The organism is Mesorhizobium sp. M0816 (genome assembly GCF_040320005.1).
Taxonomy (GTDB): Bacteria; Pseudomonadota; Alphaproteobacteria; order Rhizobiales; family Rhizobiaceae; genus Mesorhizobium.
In genome coordinates this window covers 1-25,811 of record NZ_JAMYOT010000025.1, presented here as the reverse complement: position 1 = coordinate 25,811, position 25,811 = coordinate 1, and the positions used below count along the sequence as shown (strand labels likewise).

Here is a 25,811-nt window from a genome sequence, read left to right as displayed (position 1 = left end):
GCATTTGCTTCAAGGTATTGGGCTTGCAGGCAGGCGACAAGCGCGAATTGCCGGCGCCATTATCGTTCGGCGGCGAGCCGACAGCGAAGACCTGGCGTGGCGTTGGTGGTGTTCCGACGCCGTCGGAAGCTTTCGCTACGGCGCGGGCAGGGAGACGACGATATTGTCCGGCCTCGATGCGGCCGGCATGGAGACTTGGCAAGATACGCCTGTCTTGTTGTTGCCGTGATCGCAGCCTGCCCGCGCGGCTGCGACGTTGTCAATGGTTCATCTCGCTTTGACGCGCGCACTGCATCAATTAGGTGACGGCACACCGGTGACGCCCGCTCGCGCGGGCCGCGTCTGACGCTTGAACTCGAGCCCGATATGGACGAGCAGCGCGGTGACCACGACCGCACCGCCGACGATGGTGCGCGCCGACGGCACCTCGGAATGGATGAGCCAGACCCAGATCGGGCCAAGGATCGGTTCGAACGTGCCGAGCAGCGCCGCGACGGCGGCCGGAACAAGCCGGGCTCCGGTGGCGAAGAAGGCGAGACCGAGGCCCAGATTGATCACGCCAAAGGCAAAGAGGAAGCCCATATCGTGGCTGGAGACGCCCAGCGCCGACGCCTGCGATGCCGCAAAGGCGGCCGCCAGCATCGTGCCGAGGCAGGTCGCCGGCGTCATGCGCACATGGGCAAAGCGGCGCGTGATGACGGTGGCGATCGAGAACATGACAGCGATGAGCAGCGCCAGCCCGTCGCCGATCGGCGACACCGCGCCATCGAGCGATTCCGACACCATGATGGCGACGCCGACAATGACGGCGGCGATCGCCACCCAGGTCGCCACCGCCACCCGTTCGCGAAACAGCGCCCAGGCAAACAGCGCTGCCAGAAGCGGCACGCCGGCCTGCATCAACAGGATGTTGGCGACCGTGGTATACGCAAGCGCCACGACGAAAGAGGTCGACGCCGTGGCGAAGCAGAACGCCACCGCAAGGCCGGCCAGGCCCATGCCGCGAAACAGCTTCAGCGTGCCACGCCAGCCGTCGCGCCAGACCATGAAGCAGAGCAGGAAGGCGGCGGCCCAGACCGAGCGCCAGAACACCACTGTCCAGCTGTCGACGTTGTCGATGAAGCGCGCAATGCTGCCGCCGAAGCTCCACATCAACGCCGACAGGAATACCAGCAGGAAGCCGACGCGTTCCCCTTGCGGCGACACGATCGGCGAAGCGGCAACCGGAGATGATGCGGTATCGGTCATGGGTACGACTGTCGGCGAATTCGGAGCAGCACGATGTGCAATGGACGACAGAGACGTGCCTAATTCGCGTAACGCAAAGCAGAAGGCCGGGCGTGATCCAGTTCGATGTTCCGTTTGGCGCACTGATGAGGGCGCCTCGCCCCTCGCCCGGCGATGCTCCGAGGCGACCTGTCGATGATGCGTTACGAGGTGCTCTTGTTGCCGCGGATAAAACGCCAGAGACCGGCCAGCGGAATCAGCAGGAGCAGGCCAAACTTTTTCAGCGCGATCAGCGCCACGACCAGAAAACCTGCTTTCGCCGCCAGCTTGCCGGCAATCAGACCACCGACGCCAATCGCCGCAACCGTATCGACGCCCGGCACGAAATCGGCGTATGTCTTGCCGGTATTGAAGTCCGCGAGGCCAAGCACTTCATCCAGGCTTTGCCTTATCTCCGGCAATTGTTCCACCGTCGCGATATAGCTCATCACGAAGACGCCCTCCCTGCCAAGGAAACGGACGTCGTAGTTGAGCGTATGGGCGGCATCGTTGCCAAATTGCAGCTCCTTGGCCCAGTGCAGGCGCTTGTGGGCCGCATCATAAACCGGCGGCGACGCCCAGCCGATCAGCGTAATGGGCGCATAGCCATCCTTTACCCTCTGATCGTTGCCGGACAGAGTGTCTGACTGCATGTTGCGCAGCAGTTCATTGTAATCGATGGACGCGGCGTCGCTGTCGTCGACGTAACCGATCTTTTCCCAGCGCAGCTCTATCCCCCAATTGTTGTCGGCAATGGGATCATGGGAGACTGGAAAGATCATGCCGAGGGCATCGGAACCAGAGTCGGGCGGATTGCCCCAGGCTTCGGTGAGGACGGAGAGCGTGTCCTTCTTGTCCAGAAAATAGAACTTGTCCTTGAGGTCGAGATGGATGCCTTCGGCAAGATTTATCGCGCCGGTCTTCGGATCGATCTTGTCCAGGAACGCCTTGCCGGCATCATTGTAGTGTTGATAGGAATTGAAGAAATCCGAGGACTTTTCAGCCAATGCGGGATCGGCCGAAAACGCGAGCGCCAAGCCAAGCCAAAAAACTGTCCTGCCCATCATTGATCCCCCGACCGTTGCGCAGTTCTTTTTTTGATACCGTACCGTCAATGCTGAATCAATATTCGGCTGAATCAATATTTTGGCTGAACCAATATTTTGGCCGGCAACCGCGAACCAGCTTACTGGTTGCCGCCGCAGGAACAGATGAGGTCCTTTGGTCGAAGATTCAGCCGCAATATTGCTGGAGCCGAATCACTGGAAATCGAATGCCGACAGTCCAGTCACCATTTCGTCGAGGCCGAGCGGGCGTGTAACGGGTGGCTCGGCGCGGGCGAGGCAGCCGATGCGTTCGCACAGCCGGCAGGCAGGGCCTATCGGCGTCGCCGGTGCAGCGGCGCTTTGTCCGGTCTTGCCGATGGCGGCCGGCCCCGGCAATGCCGCTCCGTAGACGACCTCGTCGCGAAAGCCGATGTCGCAGCCGAGCAGCAGCGCCGTGCGCCGCGGTCGCTCGGCAAACGAGCCCTGCGGCCCTTCGAGCGTGCGGGCCATGCACAGGAACGCCGCACCGTCGGGCATTTCCACTGCCTCGACCAGGATCTGGCCGGGCTGGGCGAAGGCGGCATGGACCGGCAGCTTCGGACAGCCGCCGCCGAAGCGGTTTTGCGGAAAGCCGTGGCTGCCCGCCTTGCGGAACCGATTGCCGGCACTGTCGACCTCGAGCATGAAGAACGGCACGCCCGACGCACCGGGCCGCTGCAGCGTGGTCAGCCGGTTCGCCGCCTGCTCGAAGGAGACGCCGAAGCGCGCCCGCAACATGTCGATGTCGTAGCGGGCACGGACCGCTGCGGCGTGAAAAGGCTGATAGGGCATCATCAGAGCGTGCGCGGCATAGCGGCCGAGCTCGAAACGCGCCAGCCGCCGGGCCTCGTCCGTGGTCAGCTTCAGCGCCTGGATCTCGGCGGCGACAGCGACGCTCATGCGGATCAGGCAGGCCTCCATAGCCACCTCGCGCAGCTGATCGAATGGCGACAGGCGCTCGGACAGGAACAGGCGCTGCGAGTGACGGTCATAGCGACGGCGCCAGTTGGGCATGGTGGCAACCGGCAGTACCTTGACGACGATGCCGAATTCACGTCGCAGCCAGGCCTTCAACGCACTGGACAGATCGTCGCCGGGATCGAGCACCGACGTGAATGCCTCGGCTTCCTCTTCGAGCGCGGTAAAATGGTTCGGCCGGCGTTCGAAAATCTCATGCACCTCGTCGATCGGAAGCCGGGCGCCGGAGAGTGCGGTGGCCTTGCCCTCGCGCGCGAGCAGCTCGTTGAGATCCGATAATCGCTCGGCCTGCTCGCGATAGGCGCGAAACAGCTTTATGACAGCGGCGGAAGCGTTGGGCGCGGCCTCGGCAAGCTCGATGAGTTCCTGGTCGCCCGGCAGTTCGCCGGCCAGCAACGGATCTGAAAACACTTCTTTCAAATCGGCGACCGATCCCCTCGCCTCGCCCTGCAATTCGTGCGGGTCGACCTTGTAGACGGATGCCAGCCTCAGGATCAGTTGCACCGTCAGCGGCCGTTGGTTGCGCTCGATGAGATTGAGATAGGACGGCGAGATGCCGAGCCCTTCGGCCATCGCCGTCTGGGTCAGCCCCTTGGCGTTGCGGATGCGGCGAATGCGCGGCCCGGCGAAGATTTTATGGTCGGCCAATCGACTGCCCTTGACAGAAATTTACATCCGCCAATGACATGGCGGTCTTTTACAATCATGACAGATTTACAGCTCTCATCAGTCAAACACAACACAGGTTTTCTCTTATTTTTTGGCCAATCTGAAGCTTTACCTCGCTTGCATCGTGCCGGCATGTAAATGGTGTCACACGTATGGCGCAGATATTTTCCCTCTGTGACGCCTTCCGAAATCGGCATCAAAACCGCCTGGAGTGACCAATGACCGACTTTTACAACCTTGTCCCGTCGGCGCCGCAAGGCCGCTTTGATGGCATCGAAAGGCCCTATTCGCCTGACGACGTGAAACGGCTGCGCGGCTCGGTGCAGATCCGGCAGAGCCTTGCTGAAATGGGCGCAAACCGGCTGTGGCAGCTCATCCACGGAGAAGATTTCGTCAATGCGCTCGGTGCCATGTCGGGCAACCAGGCGATGCAGCAGGTGCGGGCCGGGCTGAAAGCGATCTATCTGTCGGGATGGCAGGTCGCCGCCGATGCCAACACGGCTTCCGCCATGTACCCGGACCAATCGCTCTATCCCGCCAATGCGGCGCCCGAACTGGTCAAGCGCATCAACCGCACCCTGCAGCGCGCCGACCAGATCGAGATTTCGGAAGGCAAGGGGCTGTCGGTCGACACCTGGTTCGCGCCGATCGTCGCCGACGCGGAAGCCGGCTTCGGCGGGCCGCTCAACGCTTTCGAGATCATGAAGGCGTTCATCGAGGCGGGTGCGGCCGGCGTCCATTACGAGGACCAGCTGGCTTCGGAGAAGAAATGCGGCCATCTCGGCGGCAAGGTGCTGATCCCGACCGCCGCACACATCCGCAACCTCAACGCGGCGCGGCTTGCCGCCGACGTCATGGGTACGCCGACGCTGGTCGTGGCGCGCACTGACGCGGAAGCGGCAAAGCTCCTGACCTCCGATATCGACGAGCGCGACCGGCCCTTCGTCGATTATGACGCCGGCCGCACCGCGGAGGGCTTCTACCATGTCAGCAACGGCATCGAGCCCTGCATCGCCCGCGCCATCGCCTATGCGCCCTATGCCGACCTGATCTGGTGCGAGACTTCCAAGCCCGATCTGGCGCAGGCCAGGACGTTTGCCGACGGCGTGCGCAAGCATCATCCGGGCAAGCTGCTTGCCTATAATTGCTCGCCGTCTTTCAACTGGAAGAAGAATCTCGACGACGCGACGATTGCGAAATTCCAGAAGGAACTCGGCGCCATGGGTTACAAGTTCCAGTTCATTACGCTGGCCGGTTTCCACCAGCTCAATTTCGGCATGTTCGAGCTCGCCCGCGGCTACAAGGAGCGGCAGATGGCAGCCTATTCGGAACTGCAGGAGGCGGAATTCGCCGCGGAAGCCAATGGCTATACCGCCACCAAGCACCAGCGCGAGGTCGGCACCGGCTATTTCGACGCCGTCTCAATGGCGATCACCGGTGGCCAGTCTTCGACCACGGCCATGCATGGATCGACCGAGCACGCCCAATTCAGGCCGGCGGCGGAATAGCGGAACAGCAGACAAACAGAGGGAACGCCCAAGCGGGCATGGCAACACAACAGGCATGGCAACACAGGGAGAAGACCAATGGCATCGATAAGCCGCGTCAAGGAACGGGCCGAAGAGCAGGCCACAAGCATGAATGTCGATCAGCAGGCGACCATCCGCATGCTGGCGAACGATCTGCACAGGCTCAATCAGTCGGTAATGAAGGCGGTCGAGGCCGGCGTCTCGGTCGAGCTGGTGCGCTCGGCACGACACCATGGCGGCGACGGCAACTGGGGCGATCTGCTGATCCCGGTCATCGTCACGCAACGGAGCCACGACTGATGAATTCTACCGCACCGCGCCTCTTTTGAGCGCATGCTATCGCACCTTGCACGCCGCGGCTTTGCCTAATCCGGCAGAGCCGCTAATGCAACGATTTCAATGACAAGATCAGGCTGCGCAAGCGCTGCAACGCCAATAATTTCCGAGGGCGGCGGGTTGTTGTAGCTGCAGTGCTTCGGGCAGTGCACCGCAAAGAATTCGTCCAAGACGTCCAGGCGGAAATTGGGAGAGCTCAGAACACCGCCATCGGGAAATGGCCCCTTAACAAAGAAGGTCAGCCTGATGAGATGCTCGAGCGCAGTGCCAAGCTCTTCCAGATCTGATTTGATGTTGGTGAGAATCTTGCGCCACTGCGCCGCGGCATCTCCAACGGCGCCGCCACCGCTTTTGCCGATCGGATCGTAGTCGTCGGCCGTCGCGGTGTTTCCGGAAAGGTAGACAAACCCCTTTGCGCCGGTAACGACCGTACCCTTTCCCCATGGCATCAACCGGCCGTTTTTAAATTTCTTGTGAGTCACGAGTTCCATTGTCATCTCCCGTCGCCCAAAGAGACGTGCTTAGCCAACGAGGAAGGATAGTCCAGCGAGACGGTGCGACAAGCTCGCGACAGACTTGCCTCGCCTTCATCCAACCTGCGTCAATCCGGCTATGGCTGCGAGTTGATGCGTTCGCGCTGCACAGCCAAACTTCGCTGAAGCCTGCCCAGTTGCAATGGCGACTTCTCCTTTCGAGCGGCGGCAAAGAAAAGCACTTAATTTAAATTTTAATGTTTCTTGCGATATTCTCCTGATATGCCATTTCAGCTTGACATGAGCAGCGATCTCACGCCAATTACCTCCAAGTTTCAACCCTGCATTGAAACATTGAACAACGGCCTGCCCCCGCCATGTGCCCAGCGAATCGCGATATCGAGACTGCAAAACAGCTGGCTTTCGGTAGCCGGGACGTGGAGACCGGCATGCTTCCGGATTTCTCGCGTGTGCTGGTGGTCGGAAAATCACCGATCAACCGGGTCGTGGTTTCAAAGATCGTCGAGCGGTCCGGCCTCAAACCGATCTCGGAAACGCCAGAAACCGCGGCAAAGGCCTTGCACGCACTGGTTCCCGGCACTGTCGTTCTCGACGGCGGAGCGGAGAACGGGGACTGCGACGCTTTGCTGTCGGGTATCGATGCACTGCGAAGGGCGTCAGGCAAATCGCTTCCGTCGGTGATCCTGCTTTCAGTCAAGACCGGCACTCCGGAGACCCTGGGCCTGTCGAGCGTCATCGATGCGGTGGTCGTCAAGCCGATCACCACCGAACGGCTGCAGCCGGTGATCGACCGGCTGGTCGGGGTCGGCCGCAACTGACTTCTACCGCGACGCGTCGACTGCAGACCTGATTAATCAATCTCGCCGATACGCTCGATCAAGCCCGGCAGTTCACCGAGATTGGCTATCTGGCGAAAGCGTGGTGCCGAGACCGGCGGCTCGACATGTTCCAGCACCCAGGTCAGATCATGCGGAACGTGGATGCCCCAACTGCCGGCTTCGATGGCCGGTACGACGTCCGATTTGAGCGAGTTGCCGACCATCATGCCCTTTTCCGGGCCGTCGCCGTGGCGGCTGAAGATGCGGCTATAGGTGGCTGCGCTCTTGTCGCTGACGATCTCGACGGCATCAAACAGCTCGCCCAGCCCGGATTGCGCGAGCTTGCGTTCCTGGTCGAACAGGTCGCCCTTGGTGATCAGCACCAGGCGGTAGGCGCCGGCCAGCTTTTCCACGGTTTCGCGCGCATGGGGAAGCGGCTCGATCGGATGGTTGAGCATCTCGCGGCCCGCGGCGAGAATTTCGGCGATAGTCGAGGCCCGCACCTGGCCGTTGGTGACCTCGATCGCCGTCTCGATCATCGACAGCGTGAACCCCTTGATGCCGAAGCCGTAGACCGCGAGGTTGCGCTTCTCGGCCTCCAGCAATCTTGCTGAAATCCGGTCCTCCTCGGCGTGATCGGCGAGCAGTGCGGCAAAGCGCTTCTCGGTCACGCGGAAGAACTGTTCGTTCTGCCACAGCGTGTCATCGGCGTCGAAGCCGATCGTCGTCAGTTTGCGGCTGTGTTGCATGGGGACCATTAATTGCAGCCTTGCGGGAGGCCGACCCTAGACCAGGAGGCTTTTATCCGGAAGTCGTTGTGTTCCCCCGGTTATCGAGGCGCACGCCAGCCGGCTCCCCTTCCCTTTCGTCGTCGGCAACGGCTATACTCCACAATCTGCAACAAATCTGGTGATTGATGCCGCCTGCAAAAAAGGAAGTCCGTCCGTCGAGCCGCGGAGGACGCGCCCGCACGCCTGCCTTCGTGAAAAACCAACGTGGCGTCAAGAACTGGAAGGAAGTCAGCGCCTGGCTGGAATGGCGCGGCATCGAAGATATCGAATGCATCACACCCGACCAGGCCGGGGTTGCGCGCGGCAAGATGATGCCATCGAAGAAGTTCACCTCCAACACCTCGCTGGCGCTGCCTTCGGCGGTGTTCATGACAACGATTTCCGGCGGCTATCCGGAGGACGGCAACGGCTTCCACTATCCGGAGGACGACGGCGACCTCAAGCTGATGCCTGACCTCTCGACGCTGACGGTGGTGCCGTGGGAGGAGGACCCTACCGCGGCGGTTATCTGCGACCTCGTCCACCAGGACGGCCGCTCGGTCGAGTTCACGCCGCGCAACGTGCTGAAGCGCGTGCTTGCCGCCTATGACAAGCGTGGGCTGAGGCCGGTCGTGGCACCCGAGATCGAGTTCTACCTGGTGCGCAAGAACCCCGATCCGGACTATCCGCTGACCCCGCCAGTAGGTCGATCGGGACGGCCGATCGGCGGCGGCGCCGGCTATTCGATCGCCGGGGTTAACGAATTCGACGAATTGATCGACGACATCTACCATTTCTCCGAAAGCCAGGGCCTGGAGATCGACACGCTGATCCACGAGGAGGGCGCCGGCCAGCTCGAAATCAATCTGCGTCACGGCGATCCGATCGAGCTCGCCGACCAGGTGTTCATGTTCAAGCGAACCATCCGCGAGGCGGCGCTCAAGCACGAGATCTACGCCACGTTTATGGCCAAGCCGATCCAGGGGCAGCCCGGTTCGGCCATGCATATCCATCAGTCGATCATCGACAAGAAGACCGGCAAGAACGTTTTTTCGGCGGAGGACGGCTCGGAGACCGAGGCCTTCTTCCATTTCATCGGCGGCATGCAGAAACATGTGCCCAACGCGCTGGTGATGTTTGCGCCCTACGTCAATTCCTACCGGCGGCTGACGCAGTCGGCCTCGGCGCCGGTCAACAACAAATGGGGCTACGACAACCGCACCACCGCCTTCCGCGTGCCCCGCTCCGACCCGGCGGCGCGGCGCGTCGAAAACCGCATCCCCTCCTCCGACGCCAACCCCTATCTGGCGCTGGCGGCATCGCTTGCCTGCGGACTGATCGGCATGACCAACAAGATCAAGGCCGAGCCGCCGGTTCTGACGACCGCCAACGAGGACCAGATCGACCTGCCGCGCAGCCTGCTCGAAGCCGTCGACCTGTTCGAGGCTGACGAAGAACTCGGCACGCTGCTCGGCAAGTCATTTGCCGCCACCTATGCGGCGATCAAGCGAGCGGAATTCGAGACCTTCATGGAAGTGATCAGCCCGTGGGAGAGGGAGTATTTGCTGCTGAATGTGTAGTAGGGGAGTAGGGGAGTAGGGGAGTAGGGGAGTAGGGGAGTAGGGGAGTAGGGACGAATGGCTGAGAAAACGGGTTCCTACAAGGATTTGATAGTCTGGCAGCAGGCAATGGACCTTGCTGTGGCCGTTTACGGCGCGGCGAAATCATGGCCCAAGGAAGAACTTTATGGACTCACCAGCCAAGTGCGGCGCGCTGCAAGCTCGGTGCCGTCGAACATTGCGGAGGGATATGGCAGAGAGATCCGAGGTTCCTATCAACAATTTCTCCGTATCGCTCAAGGATCATTGAAGGAACTGGAAACTCAGCTTCTGATCGCCGAGCGTACCGGCATCGCGCCGAAGGCGACGGCGGCTTCATTGTTGGCGAGTACCGAAAGCGTTGGGAAGCTTCTTCGCCTCCTGATCCGCAAACTGTCACCCGACTAGCTCCCTACTCCCCTACTCCCCTACTCCCCTACTCCCCTACTCCCCTAGCCAAGCATCATGACCTACCAATCCCCAATCTCCCCCGGCCGCTCCTGGTACGAAGACACGGCCGGGCCAAGGCCCGAATATCCGGCGCTCGATGGCGACCGGACATGCGATGTGGTGATTGTCGGCGGCGGCTTTACCGGCCTGTCGGCGGCGGCTCATCTCGCCACGACAGGCGCGGATGTCGTGCTTATCGAAACGCATCGTTTCGGTGACGGCGCATCGGGCCGCAATGGTGGCCAGCTCGGCACCGGACAACGGGCCTGGGCAGAGGAACTGGAAGCGGAATACGGCTTTTCCCGCGCCAAGGCGCTGTTCGACCTGGCCGAAGAGGCCAAGGCGCATCTGCTCGACTTTGCCGCGATGCACCAGATCGAGATCGACTATATGCCCGGCCAGATGTCGGTGGCGCACAAGAAGCGCTATGTCGACGACTACAAGGCGCATGCCGAGATCATGGCGAGCCGTTTCGGCTATCCGCACATCTCATTCATGGATGCCGCGGAGACAGCCGAGCGGCTGGGCTCGACGCATTATTTCGGCGGCACCCGCGACACCGGCACCGGCCACATCCATCCGCTGAAACTGGTCATCGGCACCGCAAAGGTGGCGGCAGAGGCCGGCGCAAAGCTATTCGAGCAGACGTCGTCAACCGGCATCACCTCCGGCGGCGGCAAGGTCAGGGTTGCGACGCCGAAGGGCACGATCGCCGCCGCTAAATGCCTGATCGGGGTCAATGCCTATGGCGGCACGCTCGAACCGGTGAGTGCCGCGCATATCATGCCGATCGGCTCGTTCATCGGCGCGACGGTACCGCTGGGAGCCGATTCCAAAGTGTTGCCGGGTGGCGAGGCGGTCGACGATTCGCGCTTCGTCGTGCGCTATTTCCGCAAATCGAAGGATGGGCGGCTGCTGTTTGGCGGCCGCGAGATCTATGCGGTCAACGATCCCAAGGACATCCACATCCACATCCGCCGGCAGATCGCCGAAATCTATCCGGCACTGAAGGACGTCGAGATCACGCATGGCTGGGGCGGCTATGTCGGCATCACCATGCCGAGAAAGCCGTTCGTGCGCGAAGTGATGCCCAATGTGACCTCGATCGGCGGTTATTCCGGCCACGGCGTCATGCTGTCGAACTTTTTCGGCAAGCTTTATGCCGAGACGGTCGCCGGCAACCGCGACCGGCTGAAGCTGATCGAGGACCTGAAAATTCCACCCTTCCCCGGCGGCCGGCGTTTGCGCGCGCCACTGCTCTTTCTTGCGCTCAACTGGTACGCGTTGCGGGACAGGATTTAACCAGACGTTGCAGAATCCTTAACCAGGGCGCAGAATTCCAGCCAAGGGCGCAGTGATGCCACAATCGCGGGCGAAAGATGATGCTCGTGGGCAGCTGAACGGGGAATTTTTGCGGGCCTGCCCGCTTTTGGTTTGGGACCGATGCCGATCGAAATGCCGGCTCTCCGGCATGGGTCGTAAGAACATCGGCCCGCAAATGGAGGTGGCAAGTGTGAGAGAGCCCTTCAGTTTCGGCGCGCCGGAACGACGGCGCCTTGCGATGCAATTCGGTTACGATATGCGGCCGACGTTCTGGCACGGGGTCCGGTCGAACGCGCATCTGGTGATAGCCGCGCTTGGCACGGCCGCACTGCTCGGCGTTGCCGCGGTGGCACTGTGGCTGGCATTGCCGGCAAATGAGCGACAAGCGGCCGCAAGTCCTGAGCAGATCGTTCCGACCATCCCGGTCAAGACGACGAAGATCATGCCTGCCAAGGTTGCTGCGGCGCCGCGGACGACGGGCAAGGCAGATGCGGTTTCCCCAGCGGTGGCCGCAGCGGAAGCCGAGATACCAGCGCTGGCTCCCAACGATCCGCGCTGGACGGGGCCAAAGACGGCATCGGCCGCCGCCACGGCAGCATCCGACCAGCTGGCAAGCCAGACCGAGCAGGCGACCGATAAATCGTCTGCTTCGGTGGCATTCGCCGACCCGGCAGCAAAACCCGACGCTGCGGCATTGTTTGCCAAGGTCGCGGCTCCCGGCAGCTCAACGAAAAACAGCGGGCCCGATGGCGCGCAGACCGCCGCCATCCCCACGCCCAAGCCGCAACTGCCGACGCAGGCCGCGAGCGAAGACGACAACAGCACCAAGGCTAAATCCGGAAGAGCCAATACTGCCGGTACCGGACGCATCCTGAGATCCGTCACCATGCGCACCGGCCCAAAAAAGAATGCGGCCGCCATTCTCACCGTGCCGGCCAAGACATCGGTGCAAGTGATGAGCTGCAAGCAATGGTGCCAGATCGTCTACAACGGCAAGCGCGGCTGGATCTACAAGAGCTACGTCAAAACCGGGGCGTAGGGCCGGCAGAGCGATTGCGGGTCGCTCGCCATCAGCCGGTCCTCCGCCGGATAACCGGACCGTTCAAATACAACGCCCGCCGTCGACTTCCAGCGCCACGCCGGTGATGAAAGCCGCCTCGTCCGAAGCGAGCCAAAGCGCGGCATTGGCTATGTCGAGCGGCGTCGAAAGCCGGCCGAGCGGGATCGACGCGCGGAACTTCTCGCGGATCTCGGGTGTGTCGGCGCCCATGAATTTCGCGAGCATGCCGGTCTCGCCGGCAACTGGGCAGAGGCAGTTGACGCGGATGTTCTTCGGCGCGAGTTCCACCGCCATCGATTTGGTCGCGGTGATCGCCCAGCCCTTCGATGCATTGTACCAGGTGAGGCCGGGCCGCGGTCTGATACCGGCCGTGGAGGCCGTCGTCAGGATGACGCCACCGCCTTGCCGCTCCATCACCGGTACCACGGCAAGCGCTGCGTGGTAGATCGCCTTCATGTTGACTGACGTGATCAGGTCGAAGGTCGCCTCGTCGACTTCCAGCATGTCACCGTTGCGATGGGTGTAACCGGCATTGTTGACCATGATGTCGATGCGGCCGAAGGCGCTCATTGCAGCATGGACCATGTCGTCGAATTCGGACCGCAGCGAGACGTCGGTCTGGGTCCAGATCGCCTTTTCGCCGATCTCGCCGGCAACGCGCTCTGCGCCCTTGGCGTTCAGATCGGCGACGACTACGCGCGCGCCCTCCTCGGCAAAGCGACTGGCCATGCCCTCGCCAAAACCCGAGGCAGCGCCAGTGATGATGGCGACTTTGTTTTGCAGGCGCATGCTTTTCTCACTCATCGTTGAAGGCGATCGACGCGTTTGGCCATGGCCATCGAAAGATGTGCGTCCATCGACGATTTCTTCTTTGGCTTTCGCTGCCATCCGGCTCTATGCTGCACCTGCGAAGGCTCCGGAAGCATCGCTTGCCGACAAGCCTCCGGCCAGCGCCGGTGTCAAGAGCACACGCGGATGTGACGCAATGGCACTGGCAAGTTTAAATCGATTAGATTATATCAGCCGCGTTATCGCGACCGGCGTCACAGCGGACAGACCATGACCAGCCAGATCATTCCCGTCGACCCTTTCGACTTCATCATTTTCGGCGGCACCGGCGACCTGTCGGAACGTAAGCTTCTGCCGTCGCTGTACCACCGGCAGCGCGACCACCAGTTTTCCGAGCCGACGCGCATCATCGGCACATCGCGTTCGAAGATGACAGACGAGGAGTTCCAGTCTTTCGCCAGGCAGGCGATTGCCGACCACGTGAAGCCGGAAGATATCGACGCCACGGAACTGAAGACGTTCCTCGCACGGCTTTCCTATGTCCCGGCAGATGCAACCACAGGTGCCGGCTTCGACAGGCTGAAGCAGGCGATCGGCGACAGCGAACACATCCGCGCTTTCTATCTGGCGGTGGCGCCGGCACTGTTCGGCGACATCTCGCACAAGCTGAAGGAGCACGGGCTGATCACGCCGAATTCGCGCATCGTGCTGGAAAAGCCGATCGGCCGCGATCTAGCTTCGGCGCGCGCGCTCAATGACCTGGTCGGCGACGACTTCCATGAAAGCCAGATTTTCCGCATCGATCACTATCTCGGCAAGGAGACGGTGCAGAATTTGATGGCGCTGCGCTTTGCCAACGCGCTCTACGAGCCGCTCTGGAATTCCGCCAATGTCGATCATGTGCAGATCACCGTGGCCGAGACAGTCGGCCTGGAAGACCGCGTCACTTATTACGACAAGGCCGGCGCATTGCGCGACATGGTGCAGAACCACATGCTGCAACTGCTCTGCCTCGTCGCCATGGAGGCGCCGTCGTCGATGGACGCCGATGCCGTCCGTGACGAAAAGCTGAAGGTGCTGCGGGCGCTGAAGCGCATCAACGGCAACGAAGCGCCGAAGCACACGGTGCGCGGACAATACCGTGCCGGCGCCTCGGCCGGCGGGCCGGTGAAAGGCTATGTCGAGGAGCTCGGCAAGAACAGCAACACCGAGACTTTCGTTGCGCTCAAGGCCGAGATCGGCAACTGGCGCTGGGCGGGCGTGCCGTTCTACCTCCGAACCGGCAAGCGGCTGGCGACCCGCGTTTCGGAGATCGTCATCGAATTCAAGCCGATCCCGCATTCGATCTTCGGCGAGAGCGCCGGGCCGATTTCCGCCAACCAGCTGGTCATCAGGCTGCAGCCCGACGAGGGCGTCAAGCAGTTCATCATGATCAAGGATCCGGGGCCGGGCGGCATGCGGCTGCGCCAGATTCCGCTCGACATGAGTTTTGCGCAATCCTTCGACGGCCGCGCCCCCGATGCCTATGAGCGGCTGATCATGGACGTCATCCGTGGCAACCAGACGCTGTTCATGCGCCGCGACGAGGTCGAGGCGGCGTGGAAATGGATCGACCCGATCCAGGACGCCTGGGAAAGCGGCAGGCAAGAGGCGCAAGGCTACACCGCCGGCACATGGGGCCCCTCGGCCTCGATTGCGCTGATCGAACGCGACGGGCGGACATGGCACGAGAGCAATTAGGCGGCGCCTACAACTGGCACGAATTTGCCGGACGCCAGGAGTTGGCGACAGCGCTTGCCGGCCACGTCGCCGGCCGTCTCTCAAAGGCGATCGCCGAGCGCGGCATGGCGCTGCTTGCGGTCTCGGGCGGCACGACGCCGGCGAAATTCTTCGCGGCGCTTTCGACCGTTCCGATCGCCTGGGAAAAGGTGACGATAACATTGGTCGACGAGCGCTTCGTGCCGCCCTCATCGCCGCGCTCCAATGCCGGCCTGGTTGCCGCCAACCTGCTGCAGAACGCGGCCGCCGCCGCGAATTTCGTGCCGCTCTACCACGCCGCGGCAACGATCGAGGGTGCAGCGGTCTCCGACAGTGAGGCGCTGCAAGTGCTGCCCTGGCCACTCGACGTTGTTGTGCTCGGCATGGGAACTGATGGCCACACCGCCTCGTTCTTTCCGGATGCCGACAACCTGGCAAGATTGCTCGATCCGTCGTCGCAAAAGATCGTGCTTCCGGTTCACGCGGCAAGCGCCGGCGAGCCACGGCTGACGCTATCACTGGCGCGGATCATCAATGCCGCCTTCATCGCGCTGCATATCGAGGGCGCGGAAAAACGCACCGCATTCGAGGCCGCGCTTGGAACTGGAGCACGAAAGCCCATTCGCGCCGTGCTCGATGCCACTCAAAAGCCCGTAGAGGTTTTCTGGGCACCCTGATCTCAACTTGGCTGCAGGTCCCGGCAATAGCCGGAAGGTGTTTGCGGGACCTCGCCTGAAAGGACCGACCGCCATGACCGCAAGACGCGATATCGAAGCCATCACCCAGCGCATCCGTGAGCGCTCCAAGCCCGGTCGCGAGGCCTATCTCGGCCGCATCGCCGAAGCCTCGAACCGCACCGCCAACCGGGCCGTGCTGTCCTGCGGCAACCTGGCCCATGGCTTTGCCGTCTGCAGCCCTTCCGAAAAGGTAGCGCTTGGCGGGGACCGGGTGCCGAATCTCGGCATTATCACCTCCTATAACGATATGCTGTCGGCACATCAGCCTTTCGAGACGTTTCCGGCGCTGATCAAGGATGCGGCGCGCGAGGCCGGCGGCATCGCCCAGGTGGCCGGCGGCGTGCCGGCGATGTGTGACGGCGTCACCCAGGGCCAGCCCGGAATGGAGCTGTCGCTGTTCTCGCGCGACGTGATCGCCATGGCCGCGGCAATCGGCCTGTCGCACAACATGTTCGATGCCGCCGTCTATCTCGGCGTCTGCGACAAAATCGTGCCCGGGCTGGTGATCGCGGCGCTGACCTTCGGCCATCTGCCGGCGGTCTTCATCCCGGCCGGGCCCATGACGACCGGCATTCCGAACGACGAAAAGGCCAAGATCCGCCAGCTCTATGCCGAGGGCAAGGCCGGGCGGGCCGAACTGCTCGAAGCCGAATCAAAATCCTATCACGGGCCGGGAACCTGCACTTTCTACGGTACCGCCAATTCCAACCAGATGCTGATGGAGATCATGGGCCTGCACACGCCTGGCGCTTCCTTCGTCAATCCCGGCACGCCGCTGCGCGACGCGCTGACCAGGGAAGCGACGAAGCGGGCGCTGGCGATCACCGCGCTCGGCAACGCCTACACGCCGGTCGGGCGGATGATCGACGAGCGCTCGATCGTCAACGGCATCGTCGGCCTGCACGCCACCGGCGGTTCGACCAACCACACCATCCACCTGATCGCCATGGCAGCGGCGGCCGGCATCGCCATTACCTGGCAGGATATTTCCGACATCTCGGAAGCCGTGCCGCTGCTGGCGCGAGTCTATCCGAACGGCCTTGCCGATGTGAACCACTTCCACGCCGCCGGCGGGCTCGGCTTCCTGATCCGCGAACTGCTCGACGCAGGCATCCTGCACGAGGATGTGCAGACGGTGTGGGGCGAAGGGCTGCGCCCCTACGCGGTCGAGGCCAGGCTCGGCGCCGACGGCGGCGTCGTGCGCGAGGCTTCGCCGCGCGAGAGCGGGGACGAGAAGGTGCTGGCGCCGTTCAAGAAGGCGTTCCAGCCGAGCGGCGGTCTGAAAGTGCTTTCGGGCAATCTCGGCCACGCCGTCATCAAGACATCGGCGGTCAAGCCGGAGCGGCGCGTCATCGAGGCGCCGGCCAAGGTGTTCGACAGCCAGCAAGGCCTGAACGAGGCGTTCAAGGCGGGGTCGCTGACCGGCGACTTCATCGCCGTCATTCGGTTCCAGGGACCGAAGGCCAACGGCATGCCGGAATTGCACAGGCTGACCACCGTGCTCGGCATCCTGCAGGACCGCGGCCAGCATGTGGCGTTGGTCACCGACGGCCGCATGTCGGGCGCTTCAGGCAAGGTGCCAGCGGCGATTCACGTGACGCCGGAAGCGGCGGAGGACGGGCCTATCGCCAGGATCCATGACGGCGATATCATCAGGCTCGACGCCGAGGCCGGGACGCTGGAGGTACTGGTGCCAGCCGGCGATTTCGCACTGCGCCGCCCCGCGGACAGCGACCTCATAGGCAATGAATTCGGCTTCGGCCGCGAGCTTTTCGCCGGGTTCCGGCAGTTGGTGGGACGCGCCGACCATGGCGCCAGCGCCTTCGGTACGGCGTGACTTTTCGACCATGGAAGAGCGGCTGGCGGCCGCTCTCCCTTAGATCTACTGAACGGTCAGCTCGGCTCGCGCGCCGGCCCTGACCGTTACCGTGCCTTCCCTCGAGCTGTTGTCCGATTTCTCCGAAACCACCGCGTAGTCGCCGGCCGACAGAGTGGCTTGATACTTCTGGTCGTAGGCGTAGCCGACCGACTTGCGGGTTCCGTCGATGGCCTTCCTGGCCTCGAATATCTCGATCTTCGAGGCCCCTGGCGCGGTTATCGTCAGCATGCCGGCGTTCATCGCGATCTTCAGATCCTGATGGTCGCCAACCTTGACGCTGAACGGCTGCTCGGCCACCGCAAGGTCGACCGTCGCGACCATTACATAATCGTCGGGCGGCAGATCGAACTTGCTGTCCGGACCGTAGGCATAAGTCACCTCCTGCCTGGTTCCGTCGACGTTCTTTTTCGCCTGGAGCACTTTGAAGCCGACGCCCGAACCCTCGGCCTTGTCGCCGCCGGCAGCATAATAGGCGTTGGCGACGATACGCCCGACGCCGACGATGATGTCCTTGTCGATGACCCTGCCGGCGGCAAGCGGGATCGTCTCGATAACCATGCCCTGGCCGATCGTGACCGTCACCTTCTGGTCACCGGCCGGCAGCACGACTTTCGTGTCACCGTAATAGGTCGGCGGGGTGTCGACGCCGGGATAGCCAATTACGACAGCCGCGCCGTCATCAACGTCCGCTCCTTCGCTTGGCCGCGGGTGGATGACCAGCGTGCCGGCATTCAAGTTGAAGTGCGGTTTGGCGACCTGGCCAGGCTCTATCTTGATCTTCTGTTCGGCCCTGGCCTCGCCGGCACGCGCGACGACGATATAGTCGCCCGGCTCCAGATTGCCCTTGTAGGTGCCATATTCGGTGGTGACGGGATCGCCGCGCGTGCCGTCGGAATTCGCCTTGTAGATCTCCCAGGCATTGCCGTCGGTGACGGGATCGCCACCCTCGGCAAGCACGACGGTGGGCACGAAATTGGACTCCGCCGGCTGGGCGGGCGCCGGCTGGGGAGCAGGCTGCGGGGCGGGAGTCGGTTCAGGGGCGGGTGGCGGAGGCGCAACGGTCTCGACGAGGGCGTCCTGCAATGCCTTTTCATCCGACGCTTCGATATATTTGCCGCCGGTATTGTCGGCGAGGCAACCGACCTGCTTGCCCTCGGCCGCCGTCAGGCCGAAGCCGACGACATTGACGGTGAAGTCGACGCCAGCAGCCTCCAGTTCCTTGCCGAGCGCACAGGGATCGCCGCTACATGTCTCGATGCCATCGGTGATGAGAACGACCGTCGCCTTGTCCTCGGTGTATTTCAATGCTTCCGCCGCTTGCTTGACCGCAGCGGTCAGCGGCGTCTTGCCCTGAAATTTCAAGCTGTCGGCCGCGGCTGAGATCGCACTTGCCGAGCCTTCCTGCGGTGGCACGATGAGTTCGATGTCGTCGCAACTGGCCTTCTCGCGATGGCCATAGGCCATGAAGCCTATTTCCTCCTCGGCCGGGACCGATTGCAGCACGTTCCGCAGCGATTGACGGGCGATTTCGAGCTTGGGCTTGCCGTCGATCTGCGCCCACATCGAGCCGGAGGCATCGAGAATGACGATGACGCGATCGGCGGCGAAGCCGAACCCCGTCGTCCACAGCAACAGGGCGGCCGCAGCGACGCTCTGCACAAATCCCGCCATCAAAAATCTCCCCCGTCAGTCGCCGCCGCTCGGCGCCGGAAAGCTATTTGACGCCGGGTCGCGACACAAGCCCGGACGGAGTACGAAGCTGCGTCGCCTCTCTGCCAAACCCTCAATAGGCCGTGCGGCGTTCCTCGGAAGGCGGCCGGCCGAATTGCAGCCGGTAGCTCTGGGCAAAATAGGAATGCGAGGTGAAGCCGGTGGCGATTGCCACGTCGAGGATCGGCATGTTTGTCTGGCGCAGCAATTCGCGCGCCCGCTCGAGCCTGAGCCGCATATAATAGCGCCCGGGCGTCACACTGAGATGGCGCAGGAACAGGCGCTCGACCTGGCGCACCGACAGGCCCGCCGACTTGGCGAGTTGCACCGCCGACAGCGGCTCGTCGAGATGGTCGGCCATCAGCTCGACGATGCGGCGCAGCTTCTCCGACTTGCCGGTCAGGTCGCGTTCCGGGCCGACGCGCTGGCGGTCCCCGGCCGAGCGGATGCGCTCATGCTGGAACTGGTTGGCGACGCCATTGGCGAGGCTCGAGCCGAAATCACCGCGCACGATCTCCAGCATCAGGTCGATCGATGTGGTGCCGCCGGCGCAGGTGTAGCGCTTGCGGTCGATCTCGAAGACGTTGCCGGTGCAGTTGATGTCCGGAAAGCGTTCGAGGAAGCCGGCGCGGTTTTCCCAATGGATGGTGCAGCGATAGCCATCGAGCTGGCCTGCTTCGGCAAGCAAATAGGAGCCGACCGAAAGCGCGCCGAGCGCATTGCCGCGCCGGCCCCAACTGCGCAGCGCTGCCAGCACCTTGCTCTTGCCGGGAAATTCCGTCGTCAGCCCGACCGAGACGAACAGGATATCGACCGGCGGCAGATCGGCAACCGCGTAGTCGATCTTGAGCGGCAGGCCGTTGGACGCCATGACGGCGTCGCCGTCGGCCGACACCGTAGTCCAGCCATAGAAATCGCGGCCGAGCAGCCGGTTCGCCGACCGGAACGTGTCGATTGCCGCGGCCAGCGAGAACATGGAGAACTTGTCGACCAACAGAAACCCGAACTGCCGCCCGCCCTGAACGGGATCATTGGTGACCGGCCGTTCTAAGGGAACAGTGAGGTTCGGCAAGGACGCTGCTTTCTGGTCAGAAGGAAGGCCGTTCCAATCCGGCTGCGAGATAGGCGGAAGCTAGCGTGTTGGCCATCAGCATGGCAATGGTCATCGGTCCGACGCCGCCAGGCACCGGCGTGATGGCGCCGGCCGTCTTCGCCGCCTCGGCAAAGGCGACGTCGCCGACGAGGCGCGTCTTGCCTTCGCCCTTTTCAGGTGCGGCGACGCGGTTGATGCCGACATCGATGACGGTGGCGCCAGGCTTGACCCAGTCGCCGCGGACCATTTCAGACCGGCCGACGGCGGCGACCAGAATATCGGCGGTGCGGGCAAGCGCCGGCAGGTCCCTGGTCCGGCTGTGTGCGATGGTGACGGTGCAGTTGGCGGCAAGCAGAAGATTGGCCATCGGTTTGCCGACGATGTTCGAACGCCCGACGACGACCGCATTGAGACCGGACAGGTCCTTGCCGCGCACCCGTTCGATCAGCAGCATCGAGCCGGCCGGCGTGCAAGGCACGAAGGCGGTCTCGAGTTCGCCGGTGCCGAGCTTGCCGACATTGATGAAGTGGAAGCCGTCGACATCCTTCTCCGGCGCGATGGTCTGGATGATCTTGCCGGAATCGATATGGCCGGGAAGCGGAAGCTGCACGAGGATGCCGTTGATGGCCGGATCGGCGTTGAGCTGGCCGATGATCTTCAACAGGTCCGGCTCGGAGGTTTCGGCCGGCAGCGTGTGCTGAACCGAATGGAAGCCGCATTCCTTGGCGGTGCGGGATTTGGAGGCGACATAGACTTGGCTCGCCGGATCCTCGCCGACGATGACCACGGCGAGACCGGGCTGCCGTCCACCCTTTTCCGCCAGTTCGGCGGTCAGGGCCTTGACCCGCCGCACCACGTCTTCGGCGACGCTTTTTCCGTCAATCAACTCAGCCATGAACCACCCTCGACGCCTATCGCGTAAGCCTGCCGCGTTAAAACATCCATGCGGCGCGCTCCAGATATCTTTTATGCAGGCCGTTGCCCAGAACCATGCGCTGCGGGCGGACATGCAGCGCGGCATTTTCACGAAAATCGAGCCGGGCAATCCCGTCAATGCGCCGTCCCATGCCGTTAACTCGAAACCGGCATGTTTTATTCGACGCTCAGAAATAGCGGCGGCGCGCGCGGTTTTCGGTGAGCTCGCGAACGACCTCGCGGAATTCGCGCAGGCTGGCGCGGATTTCCTCGATCTGGCTTTGCTGATCGGCGGCTTCCGAGGCCTGATTTGCCTTCCTCGACCAGGCCTGAGTATGGGCCGAATGCGGCGGCGTGGGTTGCTGCGGATAAGGTGCCCGACCGGCATAGAGCGGCTGCGGGTGGAACGCAGGTGGCATCGCTGCGGTGGAATTTGTCGCGGCGGAAGTCTCACCGGACGCCATCTCCTCCGGCGCTCTGCCAGGCATGAGCCGGCTCAGCGCCGACAACACGGCACCGATCGGACCAGGACGTTTGGTACGCGCGATCTCGACCGGCAGAGCAGGAGGCGGCGCTGCCCGATATGCTGGGCGATCGGCGGAACCGGCATCGGGGCCGCCAAGGGAGCCAGCGGGGACGAAAAACCGATCGGCAGCTGCAGCCTCTTCCATCAGCATGGTGCCGGCCTTTGGCTCATCAGGACGGGGCTGGGTAATGCCGGCGGCTGCCAACAGGATCGTGCTGGCACGCGCTTCGCGGCGCGAGCGGGCAAGACGATGGCGTGTGGCGGCATCCTCGCGCCATAACCGGCCTGCGCGGTCCTCTAGCGAAACCAGCGATGCTTCGTCCTCGCCGCGCACCGCCTCGACGAGCGACAGCAAGGACCGCTCGTTCCTCCGGTGTTCACGATTATCCCTGTAAGCCATGATTCCTCGAGCTTTCCCCTCGGGCTGGGACGTAGCGACCGTTCCTGGTTAAGCGATGCTAAACAGGCATAGGAAATAAAAGGTTAATTTGGTCGGCCCACCCCTGCGCGACTACATGCGCATCCCAACCGCAAGGAGAACATCTGTCCCGGCGATTTCTTCATTGATAATGTGGTGTTGCTGGCCTGAGCAAGTATCGTTGCGACCGATCTCAGTCCGGGAATTCCGCGTGATCACAGTCCCAACAGGGGCTTCCCCGCCCTGCCGCGAACGTCTATGGGAAGCCATCTCTATGGGAGGCTTTCGATGACGATCAGGCTTGTTCTCGCCGGTTGCGGCAATATGGGCTACGCCATGCTCTCGGGCTGGCTGAAAGCCGGCAAGCTGGCTCCGGCTGCGGTGTTTGTGGTCGAGCCCAATGCCGAGTTGCGCAAGCGTGCCGAAGCGCTGGGCTGCGCTGCCGGCGCGGATGCCGGCGCCATCCCGGCGGACGCCGTGCCGACCCTCGTCGTCATTGCGGTCAAGCCGCAGGTGATCCGCGACGTGACGGCCGGCTACATCCGCTTCAATGATGGCCGGACCACCTTCCTCAGCATCGCCGCCGGGACACCCGTCGCTACGTTCGAAGGTATTCTCGGCGACCGCGCGCCGATCGTGCGCTGCATGCCCAACACGCCGGCGGCGATCGGCAAGGGCATGATGGTGGTGTTTTCCAACAGCCTGGTTTCCGACGACACCAAGCGTTTTGTTGCCGACCTGCTTTCGGCGAGCGGGCAAGTGGCCGATATCGACGACGAAGCCCTGATGGATGCGGTGACGGCAGTCTCCGGGTCGGGGCCGGCCTATATCTTCCATTTCATCGAAGCGCTGACCGTGGCCGCCGAGAAAGCCGGCCTGCCGACGGGGACTGCCAAGCTCTTGGCCATGCAGACGGTCTACGGCGCCGCCTCGCTGGCCGCCGAAAGCGGCGAGGAGCCCGGCGTGCTCAGACAGCAGGTGACCAGCCCCAACGGCACCACGGCTGCCGCCCTTGCCGTGCTGATGGGCGAGGACCGTCTGACGCGCCTGCTCACCGAGGCGGTGGAAGCGGCGCGGCTGCGGTCTATCGAGCTCGGGAAGTAACAGCCGGTTGCGGATTACGCGAGGTCGGTATGCGAAAAGTCGTTGCCCTTGTAGAGCAGTGCGGAGCCATGACTTTTTGCGCAGGCATAAGAAAGGCAGTCGGCTAAGTTGAGCTGGGCGGGATGTCCGCGCCCCTTTCCGTAGTCTGAAAATGCCTGGATCGCGAGCTTGGCATCGCTGGCGTCGATCGGCACAATTTCGATTTCGGCCTCGCGAAGAAACGCCTCTATCGCATCTCCGGCGACAACCGGCGGCACGGCAAGCATCGTCGAAAGCCGCATCGCCGCTTCAAGCACCACCAACGCCGAAGTTATTCTCGCGGGCGCTGCCTCAATGCGATTACTCAACTCGCGGGCATCCTCTTCGCCTGAAAGAATCGCGACAACCACGGAGGTGTCGATGAACATCAGGGATGGCCCCACATCTCATCGATCTCATCCTTCGTCACAGCCCGACCACCTTGGCCTGCCTTGGCCTTGAAGTCGTTGGCAATGGCAGCAAGCCGCTCAGCCAGGGGAATGCGTCCGCTCTCCCGCTTCAACTCGGATTCAAGCGCTTCGATGACCGCTTCGGTCATCGAAATCTTGCGTTTGGCAGCAAGCTCTCGCGCCAGTTCGCGTGCGCGCGGGTCCCTGATCTGAAGATTCATGTGATCGCCTCCGCCTTCATCGTCAATACAATATAGAGAGTTGTAATGACAATGCCAGTAGGCCCGGCCAAAGGCCACCGCGACAGCTCACCGGTCGACAGCGTCACGCCCATACAGCATCTCGTCCTGCAGCCGGCGCAAGGCGAACAGCCCGGTCGTCGGGTCGGGCGCGGCATTGTCGGCGGTGAGCAATTCGCCTTTCCTCACCGGTTTCAGCACCTTGCCGCCTTCGAGCAGACCGACCGGCACGGCGCGATGGGCGCGGGCTTCTTCGACGGTCATGGTCCAGGAGCGGTAGCAGGTCTCGCCGATCGCGTCGAAAACCTCGCCTGCCGCCAGATCGCGCTTGGCCACCGCGCAGACCTCTGCCACCGGCCGCGGCAGCGGCACCATGTCGGGCTTGCCGTAAAGCGCGATGCGAGCGGCCGTCAGCGGCACTTCCAACGAGGTCAGATGGTAGGGCCTGAAGAAGCTGTAATAGGGACCGTGGCCGATATGCAGATCGTCCATGCGCTCGATGATGCGCGGATGCGTCGCCTCGACGATGACGAAGACACCGGGCGCCACGCCCTTGCCGACGGTGTAGTCGACGACGCCCTTCTTCGACAGAATGCCGCCCTGCTCGCGCGGGATCAGCACCTTGACCAGCTCGTCGCGATCGGCCTTGGGGCCGTGCATGCCGGGAACGTCGGGCACCAGCCCGGTGGCGTTGGCAATGGCGCACATCTCGACCATGGTTTTCGAGCCGTCGACGAACTCGACCAGCATGCGCGGATTCATGTTGCGGCGCAGCGCCTCCTCGCGGTAGTCGTCGGGAACGGCGTCGTGGTTGAGCGGGTTGTTCTTGCCCTTGCCGGCGGAGACGATGGTGTAGCCGAGCGCCGAGGCGAACTCGATCAGCTCCATGCAGCTCGACGGCTCGTCGCCGGCACCGACCGAATAGACGACGCCGAGCCGGTCGGCCTGCTGCTTCAGATAACAGCCGATGGTGACGTCGGCCTCGACATTCATCATCACCAGATGCTTGCCGTGCTGCATCGCCATCAGGTCGAAATCGGCGGCGACCCCGGGCTTGCCGGTGGCATCGATGACGACATCGATAAGCGGATTGGTGACCAGCATTTCGTTCGAGGTGACGGCGATCTTGCCGCTTTCGATCGCCTGGCTGACCTTCGAAGCGCTGTCCGCTTCGGCTGCCATCGCCTGGTCGCCATAAGCAATGCGGATGGCGTCACGCGCCGTATGCGGGCGGCGCGTCGAGATCGCGCAAACCGAAATGCCCGGCATCAGCATGCCTTGCGTCACCAGGTCGGTGCCCATCTCGCCCGAACCGATAACGCCGATGCGCACCGGGCGGCCTTCCGCGGCGCGCTTGGCAAGATCGCGGGCAAGCCCGGTCAAGGCGACATTGGTCATACTGGAAACGTCCACTGCTTTTTGATTTGAAGCGGGAATAGCAGGGAACGGCAACCCATTGCCAATCGAAACCGGCCGCGGCGGTCTTTTCTTGCGCATGACCCCGGAAACCAGAATTGTTCCTATGAAGACATGCACCCGGCCGAAGGACTAACGAGGGTCCTGTGGCGCCAAAGGCCCGCGTTGAAGCGGCGGAACGGGCCGTTAAGCCTGGATGGATCGCAGCCAAGAAATGTACGGAAATTCTTAGTCATTCTTTTATGCAATCCTGCTTTGATAGGGAAATGGACTGGCGTGCCCGCATTTTTAGGTGTTTTTTCCGCGCTATGCGACCGATCGGCGAGAGCGGCAACGTTGCTACTATTTTTGCTCTGTCTTTGCCGATTGTCGTCGGCGGTGCGGGCCTCGGTATCGAGACTTCCTATTGGTATTACAGCAGCC

Annotated in this window: 26 protein-coding genes; 12 read left to right on the top strand and 14 right to left on the bottom strand. The window is 62.7% G+C overall.

Annotation, left to right across the window (positions count from 1 at the left end; translation table 11 throughout):
* Nucleotides 1-294: 294 nt before the first annotated feature.
* From NKI17_RS28330 to NKI17_RS28320, 3 genes are all read right to left on the bottom strand, one after another.
* Nucleotides 295-1,248 carry a DMT family transporter gene (locus tag NKI17_RS28330; protein WP_352907093.1) on the bottom strand — a complete coding sequence of 318 codons (954 nt, stop codon included), beginning with the start codon at nucleotides 1,246-1,248 and terminating at the stop codon, nucleotides 295-297.
* Nucleotides 1,249-1,430: 182 nt separating this feature from the next.
* Nucleotides 1,431-2,408: a DUF2167 domain-containing protein gene (locus tag NKI17_RS28325; RefSeq protein WP_352907092.1), complete on the bottom strand. Its 978-nt coding sequence runs from the start codon at nucleotides 2,406-2,408 to the stop codon at nucleotides 1,431-1,433.
* Between the two features lie 117 nt (nucleotides 2,409-2,525).
* Nucleotides 2,526-3,977 (bottom strand): helix-turn-helix domain-containing protein, encoded by a 1,452-nt coding sequence (locus NKI17_RS28320; RefSeq protein ID WP_352907091.1) that lies wholly within the window; start codon nucleotides 3,975-3,977, stop codon nucleotides 2,526-2,528.
* Nucleotides 3,978-4,216: 239 nt separating this feature from the next.
* Here NKI17_RS28320 and aceA point away from each other — a divergent pair, with 239 nt between their 5' ends.
* Both aceA and NKI17_RS28310 read left to right on the top strand, forming a co-directional pair.
* On the top strand, nucleotides 4,217-5,506 hold the full coding sequence (aceA, locus tag NKI17_RS28315) for an isocitrate lyase (RefSeq protein WP_352907090.1): 1,290 nt from the start codon (nucleotides 4,217-4,219) through the stop codon (nucleotides 5,504-5,506).
* A 78-nt stretch (nucleotides 5,507-5,584) separates the two neighbouring features.
* Nucleotides 5,585-5,827, top strand: coding sequence for an SMc00767 family acetate metabolism repressor (locus NKI17_RS28310; RefSeq protein WP_023719402.1), 243 nt, complete (start codon nucleotides 5,585-5,587; stop codon nucleotides 5,825-5,827).
* A gap of 65 nt (nucleotides 5,828-5,892) precedes the next feature.
* On the opposite strand, the gene NKI17_RS28305 is transcribed toward NKI17_RS28310, so the two are convergent.
* Nucleotides 5,893-6,354 (bottom strand): RidA family protein, encoded by a 462-nt coding sequence (locus tag NKI17_RS28305; RefSeq protein WP_352571628.1) that lies wholly within the window; start codon nucleotides 6,352-6,354, stop codon nucleotides 5,893-5,895.
* 431 nt (nucleotides 6,355-6,785) lie between these two features.
* Here NKI17_RS28305 and NKI17_RS28300 point away from each other — a divergent pair, with 431 nt between their 5' ends.
* The gene (locus NKI17_RS28300; RefSeq protein ID WP_352571629.1) at nucleotides 6,786-7,175 is read left to right on the top strand and encodes an ANTAR domain-containing protein; all 390 of its coding nucleotides are present in this window, start codon (nucleotides 6,786-6,788) and stop codon (nucleotides 7,173-7,175) included.
* Nucleotides 7,176-7,207: 32 nt separating this feature from the next.
* On the opposite strand, the gene NKI17_RS28295 is transcribed toward NKI17_RS28300, so the two are convergent.
* The gene (locus NKI17_RS28295; RefSeq protein ID WP_352571659.1) at nucleotides 7,208-7,924 is read right to left on the bottom strand and encodes an HAD family hydrolase; all 717 of its coding nucleotides are present in this window, start codon (nucleotides 7,922-7,924) and stop codon (nucleotides 7,208-7,210) included.
* A gap of 167 nt (nucleotides 7,925-8,091) precedes the next feature.
* Between NKI17_RS28295 and NKI17_RS28290 the strand changes: the two genes are divergently transcribed.
* From NKI17_RS28290 to NKI17_RS28275, 4 genes are all read left to right on the top strand, one after another.
* Nucleotides 8,092-9,525, top strand: coding sequence for a glutamine synthetase family protein (locus NKI17_RS28290; protein ID WP_352571630.1), 1,434 nt, complete (start codon nucleotides 8,092-8,094; stop codon nucleotides 9,523-9,525).
* Nucleotides 9,526-9,582: 57 nt separating this feature from the next.
* The gene (locus NKI17_RS28285; protein WP_352571631.1) at nucleotides 9,583-9,951 is read left to right on the top strand and encodes a four helix bundle protein; all 369 of its coding nucleotides are present in this window, start codon (nucleotides 9,583-9,585) and stop codon (nucleotides 9,949-9,951) included.
* Nucleotides 9,952-10,008: 57 nt separating this feature from the next.
* The gene (locus tag NKI17_RS28280; RefSeq protein ID WP_352571632.1) at nucleotides 10,009-11,295 is read left to right on the top strand and encodes an NAD(P)/FAD-dependent oxidoreductase; all 1,287 of its coding nucleotides are present in this window, start codon (nucleotides 10,009-10,011) and stop codon (nucleotides 11,293-11,295) included.
* 211 nt (nucleotides 11,296-11,506) lie between these two features.
* A complete protein-coding gene (locus tag NKI17_RS28275) occupies nucleotides 11,507-12,355 on the top strand; it encodes an SH3 domain-containing protein (protein WP_352907089.1) in 849 nt (282 codons plus the stop codon).
* A gap of 63 nt (nucleotides 12,356-12,418) precedes the next feature.
* Here NKI17_RS28275 and NKI17_RS28270 read toward each other — a convergent pair whose 3' ends face one another.
* Entirely contained in the window at nucleotides 12,419-13,165 is a 747-nt protein-coding gene (locus NKI17_RS28270; protein ID WP_352907088.1) for an SDR family oxidoreductase, read from the bottom strand.
* Between the two features lie 270 nt (nucleotides 13,166-13,435).
* Between NKI17_RS28270 and zwf the strand changes: the two genes are divergently transcribed.
* The 3 genes from zwf (at nucleotide 13,436) to edd (ending at nucleotide 17,497) form a co-directional block, all read left to right on the top strand.
* Nucleotides 13,436-14,905 carry a glucose-6-phosphate dehydrogenase gene (gene zwf / locus NKI17_RS28265; protein ID WP_352907087.1) on the top strand — a complete coding sequence of 490 codons (1,470 nt, stop codon included), beginning with the start codon at nucleotides 13,436-13,438 and terminating at the stop codon, nucleotides 14,903-14,905.
* Complete coding sequence (pgl, locus tag NKI17_RS28260; protein ID WP_023677436.1) at nucleotides 14,887-15,600, top strand: 6-phosphogluconolactonase; 714 nt, start codon at nucleotides 14,887-14,889, stop codon at nucleotides 15,598-15,600. The genes zwf and pgl overlap by 19 nt, the downstream gene beginning before the upstream one ends.
* Nucleotides 15,601-15,673: 73 nt before the next feature.
* The gene (edd, locus tag NKI17_RS28255) at nucleotides 15,674-17,497 is read left to right on the top strand and encodes a phosphogluconate dehydratase (RefSeq protein ID WP_352571635.1); all 1,824 of its coding nucleotides are present in this window, start codon (nucleotides 15,674-15,676) and stop codon (nucleotides 17,495-17,497) included.
* A 45-nt stretch (nucleotides 17,498-17,542) separates the two neighbouring features.
* Here the strand turns inward: edd and NKI17_RS28250 are convergent, their stop codons facing one another.
* From NKI17_RS28250 to NKI17_RS28230, 5 genes are all read right to left on the bottom strand, one after another.
* Entirely contained in the window at nucleotides 17,543-19,210 is a 1,668-nt protein-coding gene (locus tag NKI17_RS28250; protein WP_352907086.1) for a vWA domain-containing protein, read from the bottom strand.
* A 112-nt stretch (nucleotides 19,211-19,322) separates the two neighbouring features.
* Nucleotides 19,323-20,321, bottom strand: a complete 999-nt coding sequence (locus NKI17_RS28245) for a GlxA family transcriptional regulator (RefSeq protein WP_023677433.1) — start codon at nucleotides 20,319-20,321, stop codon at nucleotides 19,323-19,325.
* A 16-nt stretch (nucleotides 20,322-20,337) separates the two neighbouring features.
* On the bottom strand, nucleotides 20,338-21,237 hold the full coding sequence (folD, locus tag NKI17_RS28240; RefSeq protein ID WP_352571637.1) for a bifunctional methylenetetrahydrofolate dehydrogenase/methenyltetrahydrofolate cyclohydrolase FolD: 900 nt from the start codon (nucleotides 21,235-21,237) through the stop codon (nucleotides 20,338-20,340).
* Between the two features lie 37 nt (nucleotides 21,238-21,274).
* Nucleotides 21,275-21,409 carry a hypothetical protein gene (locus tag NKI17_RS28235; RefSeq protein ID WP_023677431.1) on the bottom strand — a complete coding sequence of 45 codons (135 nt, stop codon included), beginning with the start codon at nucleotides 21,407-21,409 and terminating at the stop codon, nucleotides 21,275-21,277.
* Between the two features lie 36 nt (nucleotides 21,410-21,445).
* Complete coding sequence (locus NKI17_RS28230) at nucleotides 21,446-22,183, bottom strand: hypothetical protein (protein WP_352571638.1); 738 nt, start codon at nucleotides 22,181-22,183, stop codon at nucleotides 21,446-21,448.
* A gap of 306 nt (nucleotides 22,184-22,489) precedes the next feature.
* Here NKI17_RS28230 and proC point away from each other — a divergent pair, with 306 nt between their 5' ends.
* Nucleotides 22,490-23,305 (top strand): pyrroline-5-carboxylate reductase, encoded by an 816-nt coding sequence (proC, locus tag NKI17_RS28225; protein WP_352571639.1) that lies wholly within the window; start codon nucleotides 22,490-22,492, stop codon nucleotides 23,303-23,305.
* 14 nt (nucleotides 23,306-23,319) lie between these two features.
* Here the strand turns inward: proC and NKI17_RS28220 are convergent, their stop codons facing one another.
* From NKI17_RS28220 to NKI17_RS28210, 3 genes are all read right to left on the bottom strand, one after another.
* Nucleotides 23,320-23,712 (bottom strand): type II toxin-antitoxin system VapC family toxin, encoded by a 393-nt coding sequence (locus NKI17_RS28220; RefSeq protein ID WP_023677428.1) that lies wholly within the window; start codon nucleotides 23,710-23,712, stop codon nucleotides 23,320-23,322.
* On the bottom strand, nucleotides 23,712-23,954 hold the full coding sequence (locus NKI17_RS28215; RefSeq protein WP_352571640.1) for a type II toxin-antitoxin system VapB family antitoxin: 243 nt from the start codon (nucleotides 23,952-23,954) through the stop codon (nucleotides 23,712-23,714). The genes NKI17_RS28220 and NKI17_RS28215 overlap by 1 nt, the downstream gene beginning before the upstream one ends.
* Before the next feature lie 87 nt (nucleotides 23,955-24,041).
* A complete protein-coding gene (locus NKI17_RS28210; protein ID WP_352571641.1) occupies nucleotides 24,042-25,370 on the bottom strand; it encodes an NAD(P)H-dependent oxidoreductase in 1,329 nt (442 codons plus the stop codon).
* A gap of 164 nt (nucleotides 25,371-25,534) precedes the next feature.
* Here NKI17_RS28210 and NKI17_RS28205 point away from each other — a divergent pair.
* Nucleotides 25,535-25,811, top strand: a 277-nt coding sequence (locus NKI17_RS28205) for a TadE/TadG family type IV pilus assembly protein (protein ID WP_502894640.1), incomplete at its 3' end; no start/stop codon positions are given.